The following is a 14469-nucleotide window of genomic DNA, read 5'->3' as shown; positions in this document are numbered from 1 at the left end:
GTGTTAAGCTGAACGCCACGCTCCGACATATACTTCGGCGTGATAGTGGCATCAAGTTGTGGGTGAATATTCCAATAAAATGGGGTTTCTAGCTCAACCCCGTCCCGATCACTCCACGACACGGATGGATAGAGAAAACCCGTTAAGCGCCCATCCTCGACCGGTACACGCAAATAAGGCAGGTAAAAGACGGGCACATTCATCACCTCAAATTTGGGGTGATACAAGTCGGCGAACAGACTGTCTTCTTCTTTTTCTATTTTAGAAGCCGAAAAGCGCCAGCTTTTATCTTCATCTGGACAGGTGGTAAAGGTACCGTCTTCCATTTCATAGAAGGTAGTTCCGTTTTTAAATACCCGTTTGGCTTCACCGCGCCCCGGTGTACACAGCATTTTGTACTGTGCGTTATTGAGTGTGGTGTCTTCCGTATCAAGGTTGGCCTGCAGGTAATCTGAGGTCACCATCATTTGCCCATCATTGAAGACCACATCGCCTTGGGCGGTGACAATACGCTCAGGATCGCGCAGCGTAGCGGTGTCCGCGGTCATTTTACGATGCCCTTGGGTAACCTCAACGTTGCCGCTGTAAATGGCTTTTTCGTTGGATTGGGCTTCGGCACGATCAGCTACAACGCGAATCGGGGCGTTGTTCACATCTTGCGTTTGTTCACTTGCTGGAATACAGCGCGCCTCGCTGTCTGGGCAAGGTGTGTCGGCGGAGTCCGTATTGGCAAACGCAAGCGCTGGGCCATAGAGCGCCAGGCTAATCATGGTGGCTAAAAAGCTGCGTGCAGTCGGTGACATTGAAGAAGACATTCCTGTTTTATCTGATAGCGTGGTGTACACGAAGGCAACGCATCAGTATGCTTTGGCTGCAAAATGCGATTATCATAAATCAATTTACGCCCGGCATCACCTGTAAATGTGCAGGGTGTGAAACCAGCAATGAGACCATGGCATGCAACTATATGGCAAGGTAATTGGCGCTTTTCTCGGCATTTTACTGGGAGGCCCATTCGGTTTTTTTCTTGGCCTGTTCTTAGGTCATCAGTTTGATAAAGCCAAGCAACGCGCTTCACTGGGCGGTTTTGGCGGCGGTTTCGGTGCTCAAGGTGCCGAGGCGCAACGCGTCTTTTTTCATGGCACCTTTGCTGTGATGGGGCATGTGGCAAAGGCCAAGGGGCAAGTCACACAGGAAGAGATTCGTCTAGCCAGCTTAATTATGGATCGCATGCAGTTGCATGGGGCGGCGAGGCAATCCGCGCAAGACGCTTTTCGAGAAGGAAAAGGCGGTGATTTCCCGCTCCAAGAGACTTTGAATGGGATCCGGGCGTTAAGCCAAGGGCGGCGCGATCTGCTTAGCTTTTTCCTTGAAGTGCAGGTACAAGCGGCGTTTGCGGACGGAGAGCTGCATCCGAAAGAGCGTGAGTTACTGTATATTATTGCGGAGGGATTGGGCTTTTCCGCGCAGCAACTTGAGCAGCGTCTGCGTATGCAAGAAGCCGCGTTTCGATTTAGCCAAGGTTACCAAGGAGATTGGCACCAGCACACGGGGGGGGCGGGAGCACCACCGCGTCAACGTGAGGTGGATGATGCCTATGAAGTACTCGGCGTGGATGCCTCAGCTTCTGCTCAGGAATTGAAGAAAGCTTACCGTAAGTTGATGAATGAACATCATCCTGACAAGCTGATGGCCAAAGGGTTACCCCCTGAGATGATGGAATTGGCGAAAGAAAAAGCGCAAGAAATTCAAAAAGCTTACGATGTGATTAAAAAAGCCCGCGATATTTAGCGGGCGGCCGTGTTAATTAAGGGGTGCTGTGGTGTGCCTTGCAGGTAGCCATCAATGTTATCTATCAGTTGCTGGCTGAGCCGATTCACTGCTTCATCCGCTCCCCATGCGATATGGGGGGTGACGATTAAATTCGGCAGTGATGCGGTGATAAGCGGGTGATCATTGGGGGCTGGCTCTTCACTCAGCACATCTAGTCCGGCGCCACCAATTTGACCGGTTTTGAGGGCGTCGAGGAGCGCGCTTTCATCAACTAACCCGCCACGCCCTGTATTGATCAATAAGGCATGGTTTGGCATGCGGGTGAGGACATCACGGTTAATCAAGGCTTCTGTGGTCGGATTTAACGGGCAGTGCAACGAGAGGATATCGGCACGACTGATCACCTCATCAAAGGGTACATAACCCTCCCGGCAATCGGTGGCTCCGCGGTGCTCCGCAAACATGACGGTCATGCCGACTGCGCGCGCTAAACGTGCAACCGCCTCGCCTAAAACCCCTTTACCGATAATCCCCAATTTACTGCCCGCAACGCTGCCGATTGGGTGAGTAAAAAAGCAAAACTGACCATGCTGTTGCCATGCGCCGTGTTGAACATCGTGGTGGTAGCCGAGTAATTGACGTTTAAGTGCGAAGATCAGTGCGATGACGTGTTCAGGTACCGATTGAGAGGCATAACCTTGGACGTTACAGACTTGCACACCACGCGCGCGGCATGCTGCTAAATCCACATTGTTGACGCCAGTCGCAGCGACCGCAATCAGTTTGAGATTAGGACAGGAGGCGAGCACCGCCTCATCGATGACCACTTTATTGGTGATAGCGACCTCGGCCTCTTGCAAACGTGCCACGACCTCATCAGGCTGTGTTTCACCATAGGCTTGCCAGTGATGGGGCGAGCGAGGTGTGGGCAGCACAATATGGGCTGGAATGGTGTTACGGTCGAGAAAGACGATATTGGTGGGGGTACGCTGAGCCATGTTGATCTCCGTGTCTCAATCCATGGCTCTAGGGTGCGAAATATCGTCACATTGTGCAATCGTTTCAGCGACCACGAGGGCAATTCGGTGTGCTAGGTCGCGCTAGGTGAGGCCAACTGATACTCATCGGCAAGGCGATTGGCGGGCATCGTGGTATAAAACTCACAGGGGGCGTGAAAATGCAGGACGTCGCCGGTAGTTGGATGTAATAAACTCAGCTCGGCCGCATGCAAATGAAGGCGAGGGGCATAGTCGAGTGCCTCGGGAGAGGCATAAAACTCATCGCCAACGATGCTATGTCCCAACGATTGCATGTGCACACGAAGCTGGTGCGAGCGTCCAGTCAGTGGGTACAAGGCCATCAAACTGGTCTTAGGGAAGGTGTGTAAACAGCGATAGTGCGTTTGCGATGGTTTCCCATGCTCAAAGCAGACCTTTTGGCGCGGGCGGTTAGGCCAATCACAAATTAGCGGTAAATCGATCTGCCCCTCATGATCAGCAGGATGCCCCCAGACTTCGGCGTAGTAAAGCTTGGTCGGAATACGATCTCGGAACTGGGCCTTAAGGTTTCGCTCAGCCTCTTTGTGGGCGGCAAAGGCCATCACTCCAGACGTCGACATATCTAAGCGATGGACCAGCTCTGCCTCGGGGAAGGCGTCTTTCACCCGTGACCACGCACTATCGTAGTGGGCCGGATCGCGGCCAGGATTGGCCAGCAAACCGCTGGGTTTATTGATCACCACCAAATCCGCATCTTGATAAAGAATATCAAGCCAAGGCTCGGTGGGAGGATGGTATTCTGTCATTGCCATAGGATACATCGGGGCCGGCTGGCCCCGCCTAACGCTAAATTATTGATGACTGACCACAATTAGACGCAAGGCGTCTAATTCAATCTGCGCGTGTTGAATGTGATGTGAAAGGGTGCTGATTTGCTCGCGTAGGGCATCCAACTCATCATCACGGATATTGGGGTTGACGGTTTTGAGTGCCTCTAAACGCGCCAAAGCTTGGGTCAGCTCGCTTTCCATTTCTTGGTGGGCACGGGTTTGAATCTCACCCAGTGCTTTTTCAGCTAAAGGCTCACTTTTTTCAATCAAGCGGTGAACTTGGCTTTGTACCGAGTTAACCATTTTGCTGCCCAAATGGCGATTGACGGGGCTTAACTGGCGATGGAAACCTTCAAACTCCACATTGGCGGATAAATCGTTGCCATTCGCATCCAGCAAGACACGTACCGGCGTTTGCGGTAAGAAGCGATGAATCCCGCTTGATTTTGGCGCTTGGGCGTCCACCACATAGATGAGTTCAAGGAACAAGGTACCCACCGGCAGCGCTTTGTTTTTGAGCAAAGAGACTGCGGTGGTGCCGATGTTTTCGCTCAGTAGCAAGTCGATACCGCCACGCACGATAGGGTGCTCCCACGAGACAAATTGGACGTCTTCGCGACTGAGCGCCGTATCGCGATCAAAGGTGATGGTGCAGCCATCGGTGGGGAGGCCCGGATAACTCGGAACCATCATATGTTCTGATGGCGTGACTACCAGCGCATTTTCCCCTTTGTCATCTTGGTTGACRCCGATGGTATCAAACAGCCCCAAGGTAAAGGTGACCAAGCCAGTATCGCCATCTTGGTCGGCAATCGTTTGTGCTAACTGTTTCGCTGCGTCCCCACCATGTGAATGCATTTCTAACAGTTTATCGCGACCTTGCTCCATTTCTGCTTTGAGACGCTGGTTCATGGCAGCGCTGTCTTCGATCAGCGTGGTGAGGGCGTCGTCTTGTTGGTTCGCGGCCAGCAGGGTCAGTAAGGTCTCGCCGTATTGCTCGAACACCGCACGACCGGTTGGGCAGGTATCTTCAAACGCGTCGAGACCTTCGTGATACCAGCGTGCCAAAATAGTTTGCGCGGTGCCTTCAAGATAGGGGACGTGAATGGCAATATCTTGTTGCTGGCCGATACGGTCAAGACGACCGATACGCTGCTCCAAAAGGTCTGGGTTCATGGGTAAGTCGAACATCACCAACTGATGCGCAAACTGGAAGTTCCGGCCTTCTGAGCCGATCTCCGAGCAGATCAACACCTGCGCGCCCCCTTCCTCTTGGGCAAAGTAAGCCGCGGCTTTGTCTCGCTCGACAATCGACATGCCTTCGTGGAACACAGTGCCACGAATGCCTTCGCGCTCACGCAGCGCCTGCTCTAAGGTCAAGGCGGTTTGCGCCCGTGAACAAATGATCAGGACTTTGTCATTACGGTGCGTTTTCAGGTAATCGAGCAACCAATCGATGCGCGGATCAAAGCCCCACCAGCTGGCACTGTCCCCTTCAAACTGTTGATAAATATCTTCAGGGTAGAGGTTTTGTACCGCCTTTTGCTCCCCAGCAAGACGGCCGCCCATCATCTCGGCAACGCGCATGGCCGTTTGATACTGTTTGGGCAAGGCAAGCGCATGCATGTGCAGCTTTCTGGTTGGAAAACCACTGATCGCTGCACGAGTATTACGGAAGAGAACACGGCCGGTGCCGTGGCGGTCCATGAGATCGTCAATTAACTGTTGGCGAGCGTCGCGCTGAGTCGACTCATCATCACTGTGGATGAGGGTCAAGCGCTGCTCCAAATCGTCGCTTTGGAGCAAGGTGCGGATGCTATGTTGTGCCGCATCACTCAGGGGCGCATCGGCAAGCAAAGCTTCAACCGCTTCCGCCACTGGCGCGTATTGCGCTGCCTCTTCCACAAAGGCGTCGTAATCGTAGAAGCGATCGGGGTCGAGCAGACGCAAGCGGGCAAAGTGGCTTTGTTGGCCAAGTTGTTCCGGTGTAGCGGTAAGTAGCAACACGCCCGGTGTATGCTCGGCGATGCTCTCAATGATTTGGTATTCGCGGCTAGGGGCGTCTGGTGCCCATGAGAGGTGATGCGCCTCATCGACCACTAGCAGATCCCAGTGGGTCTCACAGACTTGTTCGACACGACGGCGATTTTTACGCAAAAACTCCAGCGAACACAGGACCAATTGTTGGGTATCAAAGGGGTTGTAGGCATCCGCTAGGGCCTCCACACAGCGCTCTTCGTCAAAAATCGAGAAGTGCAGATTAAAGCGGCGCATCATCTCGACCAACCATTGGTGCTGCAAGGTTTCGGGCACCACAATCAAGACCCGCTCAGCGCGACCTGCCAGCACCTGCTGGTGGATAATCATGCCCGCTTCAATGGTTTTACCCAAGCCCACTTCATCGGCAAGCAGTACGCGTGGCGCATGACGGCGACCGACTTCATGAGCAATGTAAAGCTGATGAGGGATCAGACCAGCACGCATGCCGGTTAACCCCCGCAGCGGGCTACGGAGTTGTTGGTGTTGATTGGTCAGGGCGCGATAACGCAGGGCAAAGCGATCCATGCGATCAAGTTGGCCAGCAAACAGCTTGTCTTGCGGTTTGTTAAAACGAATCTGGTGACTGAGCAAGATTTCGCGCAGTGACACCTCGTCTTCGCCGGTATCATTGCGTGTACCGATATAGGTTAATACCCCGTCGTTTTCCTCAACACGCGAGACTGTCATGGTCCAGCCTTCATGGCTTTCCACCTCATCGCCCGGGTTGAACATCACTCGGGTAACGGGTGCATCGTGGCTGGCATACAGCCGTGTTTCATCACTAGCAGGAAACATTAGGGTCACGGTACGGCCGTCAACAGACACCACGGTGCCCAATCCTAGATCATGCTCCGTATCACTGATCCAACGTTGTCCAAGCGCAAATGACATAGGGGAAAACCTCTGAATTAACTCGATTGTCGAAGACGCAGCCCCGCGACAGCGGCGCCGTTTAAATACTGTGCTATTCAGTGTGGCACTGAAAAAATTGGCCGCCAATAGTACTCGAACTTGTGAGGAGCGTCACGATGAAACTCAACGAATCCCCGCAAAGGTCACGCTGACACACAAACGTCATTATTGAGCGGCAAAGATAAAAGCGTGACGTGGCGCAGCGAAATAGATTGGGAATTCCCAATGCCAGGTCTACGCTTAACTTAAGCGCTGTCACCGACAGTGAACTGCCGACACAGGAGGTGCCTATGGGCGACGCCGACCGGAAGCTGTTTGTATTGGATACCAATATTCTCCTCCACGAACCCTTCGCTATTTACTCCTTCCAAGAACACGATGTTGTGATCCCCATGACCGTCCTCGAAGAGCTTGACCGCATCAAAGACAGCAAGCGTGATGTCTCACGAGATGCGCGTGTCGCGATTCGAGCGTTGGAAGATATCTTTAAAGAAGCGACCCCCGATGAAATCGGCGAGGGCATTGCTGTTGGCAAAGGMGATGCGACGGGAACCGTATCGATACTGGCCGACTTTGAAATTAAAGAAACGGTACACGCCTTTGCTGACAAGGCTGGCGATAACCGAATTTTAAATGCGGTGCTATATCTACAAACCAAACGCTCACCACGTAAAGTCGTATTGGTGACCAAAGATATTAATATGCGACTGCGCGCTAAAGGCGCGGGAGTGATGTATGTGGAAGACTATCGCACGGATCAATTGATTGACGATGTGCGATTGCTGACCAAAGGGTTTCATACCTTTGAGGGCAGTTTTTGGGACAAAGTCGGGGAATGTGATAGCCAAGCGTATGGTTCAGATACCCTCCACACTTTACCGTCTGAATTACTGGAAACACCGTTCGTTAACCAGTACCTGTTGGATGAAAGCGATGATTTCGCGGCACGCATTCAAGCCATCAATGGTGAAAAAGCGATTATTAAAGACCTTAGTCGCGAGCGACTCATGCACCGCAGTGCTTGGGATGTGAAGCCGAAAAATATCTACCAAGGCATGGCGATGGACGCGTTGCTGGACCCGACCATTGATTTAACCATTTTGACCGGACCGGCAGGGTGCGGGAAAACCATTCTGGCGATGGCCGCCGCGCTAGAACAGGTGGTGGAAAAGGGAATGTATGACAAGATCATCGTCACCCGCAACACCCCGGATATTGGTGAATCGATCGGTTATTTGCCGGGTACGGAAGAGGAAAAAATGCTGCCTTGGCTGGGAGCGGTGACCGATACGTTAGAAGCGCTGCACATGAATGATGAATGCACGGATGGCTCGATGCGTTACATCATGGAGAAAGCCAACTTACAGTTTAAGTCGATTAACTTTATGCGTGGTCGCTCGATTCAAAACGCGTTTGTGATCTTGGATGAGTGCCAGAACCTGACTGCCTCGCAACTGAAGACCATTATCACCCGCTGTGGTGAAGGGACTAAACTGGTTTGCTCAGGCAACTTAGCGCAAATCGACTCCCCCTACCTCACACCGGTTACCTCTGGGCTGACTTACATTGTCGAGCGATTTAAAAATTTCGAGGGCAGTGCGTGCGTATACCTCAATGGGGTAGTACGCAGCCGTCTTGCCGAGTTTGCCGAAGAAAACCTTTAACCGAACCGGCGGCTCAGCCGCCGTGTTTTCCTTGCGTTAAAACAGCTCGACATCGTCGGCGGCAACAAAGGTTTTGATGATGCCGTTTTCCAGCAATCCTTCGTAGAAAGCCACTTGATTGCGACCGTTTTGCTTGGCGTGATAAAGCGCCTGATCCGCATTACCCAATAAGGTACTGGTGCTTTGATGCGCTTTATCGATACGCGTTGCGCCCATGGAAATGGTCACGGTTTCCGCTGCGCCAAAGTCGCGTGCGTTGACATTGGCAATAAAGGTATTGGCTTTTTGCTCAGCCATAGCGCGTGTGCAAGGGTGAAGTAACACCACAAATTCATCCCCGCCGTAGCGAAACAGGGTGTCTTCGACAGAAAAGGTTTGTCGCATTAAAGACGCGAGCAACAAAATGACTTCATCGCCAAAGACATGGCCAAAGTTATCATTAATTTGCTTGAAATGGTCGACATCAAAAATACAAATCCAAGGATAACTCGCCTGATCCAAATCGCTGTCCATCGCCGCGGGCGCTTGCGCTAAGCGATCACTAATCAGGTCCAATTTCTTGGTCAGCACCTTGCGATTGAATAGACCGGTAAAGCTGTCTCGCTCGCTGGCCATAATGATTTGTTGATAGTTCTCATAGATGTGAATGAGGCCAGACACCAGAGCAAGCTGTTCCTCGTTTAATTGCTCGGCGCGGCCACATAAGACACCGCGAATGTCTTCGTCTTTTTCGTAATAGATAGGGACGGCAACCAAGGTGTGATCGTGCGCCTGATGCACGGTGACCTTTTGGCTCTCGAGGCAGTCTTCCAGCAGCGCATCCACTTGTTCGATATTTTCTTGCTGAAAGGCGCTGTTGTCATTGGTACCCAGCACCGTAAAAGGGGGATTGAGTCCAGAACAGTAATCGAGTAACACCACTTCACTGACAGGCGTTAGCTCAAGGATCGACGTCAGTAGGCTCTTGGTAATCGCATCAACTTCAGTTTTGGCCGTGAAATCGACGATAGAGTCGAGTATCTGAATGCTACTGGCGGGCACAAAGCGCCTCCTTAAAAGGGTCTATTCCTGTTGTCAGTATAGAAGCCAAACGAGGAGGCGCCATCTATTAGGGGGATTCCATCATGCCCATATAACGATGCATCGCCGGTGGGGGCGCATTCAGGTCAGCGACGGGGCGAGACAAGGCAATCTGGCCCTCATCGACGTAAAGAAAACGTGAGGCAATGGCTTTCGCATCGTCGGGGTGATGGGTCACCATCAAAACGGTTGTACCTTGCGCGTGGGCGGTCCGTTTCACCAAGGCTAACATGTCTTTTTTCAACGCAGGATCAAGGGCTGAAAAAGGCTCATCAAGTAATAACAGAGGCTGTTGACGTGCAATACTTCGTCCGAGTGCAATCCGCTGGCGCTGCCCGCCGGACAATGCGCCGGGTAAACGATCTAAATAAGGTGTCAGCCCCACCGCATCCGCGGCGCTTCTCACGCTCTCTTTTTGTGCGTGACTGAGCTTGAGTGAAGGCGAAAGTCCAATCGCCATGTTGTCAAACACCGATAAGTGGGTGAAGACATTATGCTCTTGAAACAGGATGGAGAGTGGGCGCTGGTGAGCCGGCGCGGTAGTGACTGGCTTACCTGCAATCAAAATCTCGCCACTATCAGGAGCAATTAATCCTGCAATCAGAGAGAGTAAGGTACTTTTCCCTGCGCCGCTTGGGCCGAGTACAGCAACAATCTCTCCCGGCGCAATGTGGGCGTCGAAGTGCATCCACGCTTGCTGGTAGCGATACGTGATATTGGAAAGGGTTAGCATGCGTGTCTCCATTGGACGAGGCGGATGATCAGAGCGTAGCTGCCTAAACTGGTCGCTAATAACAGCATGGCCGCCGCGGCGCCCGCATCCATTTGATAACTGCCCATCAGACGAAATAGATACAAAGGCAGTGTTTGAAAGTGTTGGCTACCAAATAAAGAGATGGCGCTGAGATCGCCCATCGAGAGGACAAAACTGACCGCGAGGCCACGTGCTATTGGGCGGCGTAAGCACTGCCATTCAATTAAGCGCAAGCGGGTAACCCCGCGCACGCCTAGGGTGGCACAGAGTGCATGATAAGATTGCGCCACTTGATAGGCAGGGGCACTGAGCACCTTAATCAAATACGGTAAGGCCATCAGCGCATTGACCCCCATCACCAACCACAAGGCGAGGCTAAAGACATCGCTAAATTGGCGAAACAGCAAAAACAGTCCAGTGCTTAATACGATACTTGGCACGACCAAAATCATGGCCCCCAGCGTTTCAATACCATCGGCTCGTTTTTTTTGACCATGAAATCGCCAGTGACGACTGGCTAAGATCACTGCAATTGCCAACACAAATGCAATGGCGCTCGCGCCGGTGGCCACCCACAATGAGTGCATGGTGGCTTGCCATAACGCTGTATCGGCAAGGACAGTGAGCGCACTCGGGTTGAGCCCGCGATACAGCACTACACCCAGTGGCGGCAATACGAGAAGCAAGACCAAGGTTATCCAGAGCAGATCCCAGCATTTCGCCGCTCGGCTATCGAGGGCATGCGGCAATGGTAATACTTCACTGGGTGTATTCGGCACCGCGCGTGTGAATGTTTGCACTACAAACGCAATGGTGCCGCACAGCATCATCTGCCACAGCGCTAATGCCGCGCCGGTTTGCAAATCAAAGTCAAAGCGAATGGCTTGGTAAATGGCCAACTCTATGGTGGTGGCTTTGGGGCCGCCTCCAAGCGCCATGACGGTGGCAAAACTGGTAAAGCAGAGCATAAACACCAGCCCGACGATATGGGGCAAACTTTGGCGAAGATAAGGCCATTCAAGGTGACGAAAACGCTGCCAGCCACCTAAGCCCAATTGAGTCGCTAAGCGGCGTTGATCGGCGGGGATCCCCTCGAGTGCTTGCACCATGATCTGGGCGGAAAATGGTAAGTTGAAAAACACGTGTGCCAGCAAAATGCCGCTCAATCCATAAATGGAAAATGGCATAGAAAGATCAAAATGTTGTAGGGTGTCGGCGAGCAATCCGCTGCGACCAAAAATGGCTACCAAGCCAAATACCCCAATCAGCACAGGCAGCACTAAGGTCATGGCAAACAGTTTCAACAACCAACGCTTACCCGCAAACTCGCGACGCGACAGGGCGTGGGCAACAGGAATCGCCAATCCCACACTGAGGATCACTGATAAAATGGCTTGCTTGAAGCTAAATACGGTGACGTGACGAAGGTAGGCATCTTGCCATAGTGCCTGAAGGTTAAGATCTTGGCTGTGAGAGAACAGCGCCCAAAGAGCGCTGCCAATTAAAAGCACGACGAGACTGGCCGCGAGACTGCCCGGCCAAGTGCGTGAAGGGTTGAGCATGACGATTATTCAACCAACGCCGTTTGCCAGTCACGCACCCATTGTTGACGGTTGCCCATCACTTCATCGGGTTGATAAATCAAGCTTTTTTCTGGCTTACTCAAGGTATAGAAGGCATCCGGTAACGTGATATCAGTAACAGGGTACATCCATTGCGTAAGGGGAATGATCGACTGCGCTTCATCGCTGAGCATAAACTGCAAAAACGCATCGGCCAGTTCTGGCTGGTCGGTGTAGGCTGATTTTGCGGCCACTTCAATCTGCATATAGTGGCCCTCTTCAAACGTCGCGGCGGCAAAGCGGTCATCATCATCGGCAACCAAATGGTAAGCCGGTGATGTGGTGTAAGAGAGCACCATGTCCGCTTCCTTGTTCAGGAACATGTTGTACGCTTCGGTCCAGCCTTTGGTCACGGTAATGGTGTTATCCGCGAGATCACGCCATGCTTGCTGGCTTTTATCGCCGTAGACTTTCTGGATCCAAAGCATTAAGCCTTGGCCAACGGTGGAGACACGGGGATCTTGGTAAATCACACTGATGTCATCACGATCTTCAATCAAGGCTTTCAAGCTCTTGGGCGGATCGAGCAGGCGCGTGGTGTCGTACACGAAGGCAAAGTAGCCGTAATCGTAGGGGATAAAGTAGGGATTATCCCAACCGCCGGGTACCTGTAGGCGCTCCGTATTCACCGCGTGCTCGGCGACAATGCCGCTCCGCTCCGCTTCTTTCATTAAATTGGTGTCTATACCCAACACGATATCGGCGCTGGTGTTACTGCCTTCAATCCGCATGCGGTTTAGCAAGGCTGCGCCGTCTTCAAGGGACACAAACTCGACCTTACAATTACAGCGTTTCTCGAAGGCGGCTTTAATTTTTGGCCCTGCGCCCCAATCGGCGATAAACGAGTCGTAGGTATAGACAGTCAGCGGGTCGGCGGCGCGGGCGCCAAGCGATAACAGAGACAAAGAAAGTACGGTTAAAACAGACGTAATGACTTTCACAGCACGCTCCTAAGTTGGGCGTGGGTGTTGAGGCTGGTTGATGACATCATCAAGTCTCAATCCCTACGCCAGTGTTAGCTGGATCAGGTTCGATGGGTTTAGCGCGGTGCGCAATCTCAGCCAAGAGGCTCCCCAATGAGTACGAAGCCATTGTACTGATTGGCTTAGGGTTAACCAAGCCTTTTAGTCAGCGGTTCGGTTAAGCGCCCAGTCGTAGTCATAGTCTAAGCGTGCATCCTCGGGAAGTTTGATATCGCGGTATTGATTGATATGGGTGATTACTCCTTGTTCACTGCCGCCAAAATCGGCCTCAAACCACTCATAGATAGAAGAAAGCTGCCACTGACCGCCTTGCTGACTCACGCCTTTATCACTGTTAATAAAGGTATAGGCGGCTTGTTCTAATTGTGCCTCTAAGGTGTCGGCTTGAAAGGCTTGTGGCTGTAGGTTCGGACAGCCAAGGCTGGCACAATTGACCGCATAATGGGTACGCGGATCTTGCCAGAGCGGGCGCAGAATACGGTGCTCAATATCATTCAAGGTAAGCGGCTCTCCTGCCACCGTGACCACCTCATCATCCCAAGGTCCAAAGCTAAACAGGCCACCGAGTTTGGTGATCGAACGGACTGGATACGCATCCAAAATTAGCTTTACGGTGACTGAATTGTAGAGATTAACCCAGTACGCGTATTGTTCGTCTTTGGTCAAGGTGCGCGGGTCGCGCGCGGTGAGCATGCTAATGTAATGATCGAGAGTCGCTTTATCGGCCTCGGTGACGGCTGCGTAGTTAAATAAGGTGTGCTGTCCTTGAGGCTGTAAATATTTATCGAGTAATACTTGCCAGCTGTGATGGGTAAACGTGGCTTGGCTGGCGGGGTTGTGCGCATCCCACATTGCCCAATAATCGGCTTTCGGGGCGGCCAAGGCTGGAAAAGCAACGAGTAACCAAAAAATGAGCGTGATCCGTGTTCGCATACCGCTTCCTCAATCGCGAGCGTATCTTGTTTATATCCTAGACCAGCTTGCGCCATGTTTGCTTTCATGGCCATAAAAAAACGCTGCTTGAGCAGCGTTTTAGTGGTTAAAGTGTTGTGTTATGCCAAAAAGGCGGGAATGTTTTGCTCAAAGCGCGAGATCTCAGCGTCGTGCTGAAGCGTGAGGCCAATGCTATCTAATCCTTCCAACAAGCAATGACGGCGAAAATCATCCATCTGGAAGCTAAAGCAGTGTTCACCGGCACGGATGGTTTGGGCGGGCAAATCTAGCGTTACCGTCGCGCCTTCATTTTCGGCCAYATACGTAAATAGAGCATCGATTTGGCCTTCTTCAAGTGTCACTGGCACCATTTGGTTATTAATGCAGTTGCCATAGAAAATATCGGCAAAACTGGGGGCGATAATCACTTTAAAACCGTAATCATCCAGCGCCCAAGGAGCATGTTCGCGTGACGAGCCACAGCCAAAGTTTTCGCGGGTGAGTAACACGCTCGCCCCTTGGTAACGCGCTTGATTGAGCACAAACTCGGGGTTCGGCTGTTTACCCGCATCGTCTAAAAAGCGCCAATCGTGAAACAGGTGCTGACCAAAGCCTGTACGGGTGACTTTTTGCAAAAACTGTTTAGGGATAATCGCATCGGTATCGACGTTCGCCGCATCTAATGGGGCAACAATGCCGGTATGAGTGTGTATGCCTGACATAAGGCCTCCTTATAATTGGTTAACGTCGACAAAATGGCCCGCAATCGCCGCCGCTGCGGCCATCGCTGGGCTGACCAAGTGGGTGCGGCCTTCACGGCCTTGACGCCCTTCAAAGTTGCGGTTGCTGGTGGACGCACAGCGCTCTTTAGGGCCTAAGC

13 protein-coding genes and 1 riboswitch are annotated in these 14469 nt (G+C 52.2%); of the genes, 2 read left to right on the top strand and 11 right to left on the bottom strand.

The window, feature by feature from the left end; all coding sequences use genetic code 11:
- Window positions 1-803 (bottom strand): LptA/OstA family protein (locus BZG83_RS13655; protein ID WP_158074964.1); only part of this gene is annotated, 803 nt, incomplete at its 3' end.
- Window positions 804-957: 154 nt separating this feature from the next.
- Here BZG83_RS13655 and djlA point away from each other — a divergent pair.
- Window positions 958-1791, top strand: coding sequence for a co-chaperone DjlA (gene djlA, locus BZG83_RS13650; RefSeq protein WP_077481307.1), 834 nt, complete (start codon window positions 958-960; stop codon window positions 1789-1791).
- Here djlA and BZG83_RS13645 read toward each other — a convergent pair.
- The 3 genes from BZG83_RS13645 to rapA form a co-directional block, all read right to left on the bottom strand.
- On the bottom strand, window positions 1788-2777 hold the full coding sequence (locus BZG83_RS13645; protein ID WP_443216377.1) for a D-2-hydroxyacid dehydrogenase: 990 nt from the start codon (window positions 2775-2777) through the stop codon (window positions 1788-1790). The two genes, djlA and BZG83_RS13645, sit on opposite strands and share 4 nt — an antisense overlap.
- Window positions 2778-2863: 86 nt before the next feature.
- Window positions 2864-3583 (bottom strand): bifunctional tRNA pseudouridine(32) synthase/23S rRNA pseudouridine(746) synthase RluA, encoded by a 720-nt coding sequence (gene rluA, locus BZG83_RS13640; protein ID WP_077481305.1) that lies wholly within the window; start codon window positions 3581-3583, stop codon window positions 2864-2866.
- A 39-nt stretch (window positions 3584-3622) separates the two neighbouring features.
- On the bottom strand, window positions 3623-6532 hold the full coding sequence (gene rapA, locus BZG83_RS13635) for an RNA polymerase-associated protein RapA (RefSeq protein ID WP_077481303.1): 2910 nt from the start codon (window positions 6530-6532) through the stop codon (window positions 3623-3625).
- A gap of 311 nt (window positions 6533-6843) precedes the next feature.
- Here rapA and BZG83_RS13630 point away from each other — a divergent pair, with 311 nt between their 5' ends.
- Window positions 6844-8217 carry a PhoH family protein gene (locus BZG83_RS13630; RefSeq protein ID WP_077481301.1) on the top strand — a complete coding sequence of 458 codons (1374 nt, stop codon included), beginning with the start codon at window positions 6844-6846 and terminating at the stop codon, window positions 8215-8217.
- 36 nt (window positions 8218-8253) lie between these two features.
- On the opposite strand, the gene BZG83_RS13625 is transcribed toward BZG83_RS13630, so the two are convergent.
- The 7 genes from BZG83_RS13625 to BZG83_RS13595 all read right to left on the bottom strand — a co-directional run.
- On the bottom strand, window positions 8254-9258 hold the full coding sequence (locus BZG83_RS13625) for a GGDEF domain-containing protein (RefSeq protein WP_077481299.1): 1005 nt from the start codon (window positions 9256-9258) through the stop codon (window positions 8254-8256).
- 67 nt (window positions 9259-9325) lie between these two features.
- Entirely contained in the window at window positions 9326-10030 is a 705-nt protein-coding gene (gene thiQ / locus BZG83_RS13620; RefSeq protein ID WP_077481297.1) for a thiamine ABC transporter ATP-binding protein, read from the bottom strand.
- Window positions 10024-11613, bottom strand: coding sequence for a thiamine/thiamine pyrophosphate ABC transporter permease (gene thiP / locus BZG83_RS13615; RefSeq protein ID WP_077481295.1), 1590 nt, complete (start codon window positions 11611-11613; stop codon window positions 10024-10026). The genes thiQ and thiP overlap by 7 nt, the downstream gene beginning before the upstream one ends.
- Window positions 11614-11618: 5 nt before the next feature.
- Window positions 11619-12605, bottom strand: coding sequence for a thiamine ABC transporter substrate binding subunit (thiB, locus tag BZG83_RS13610; protein WP_077481309.1), 987 nt, complete (start codon window positions 12603-12605; stop codon window positions 11619-11621).
- 52 nt (window positions 12606-12657) lie between these two features.
- A riboswitch (TPP riboswitch) is annotated at window positions 12658-12759 on the bottom strand.
- Between the two features lie 38 nt (window positions 12760-12797).
- Window positions 12798-13589, bottom strand: a complete 792-nt coding sequence (locus BZG83_RS13605; protein ID WP_077481293.1) for a DUF547 domain-containing protein — start codon at window positions 13587-13589, stop codon at window positions 12798-12800.
- 119 nt (window positions 13590-13708) lie between these two features.
- Window positions 13709-14311: a 3-isopropylmalate dehydratase small subunit gene (gene leuD, locus BZG83_RS13600; protein ID WP_077481291.1), complete on the bottom strand. Its 603-nt coding sequence runs from the start codon at window positions 14309-14311 to the stop codon at window positions 13709-13711.
- A gap of 9 nt (window positions 14312-14320) precedes the next feature.
- A partial coding sequence (locus BZG83_RS13595; RefSeq protein WP_241828296.1) for an aconitase family protein occupies window positions 14321-14469 on the bottom strand: 149 nt, incomplete at its 5' end.

The organism is Salinivibrio sp. PR919, from assembly GCF_001995355.1.
GTDB classification, from domain to species: Bacteria; Pseudomonadota; Gammaproteobacteria; order Enterobacterales; family Vibrionaceae; genus Salinivibrio; species Salinivibrio proteolyticus.
The sequence above is the reverse complement of the archived record's forward strand: the minus strand, read 5'-3'. Positions and strand labels throughout refer to the sequence as shown.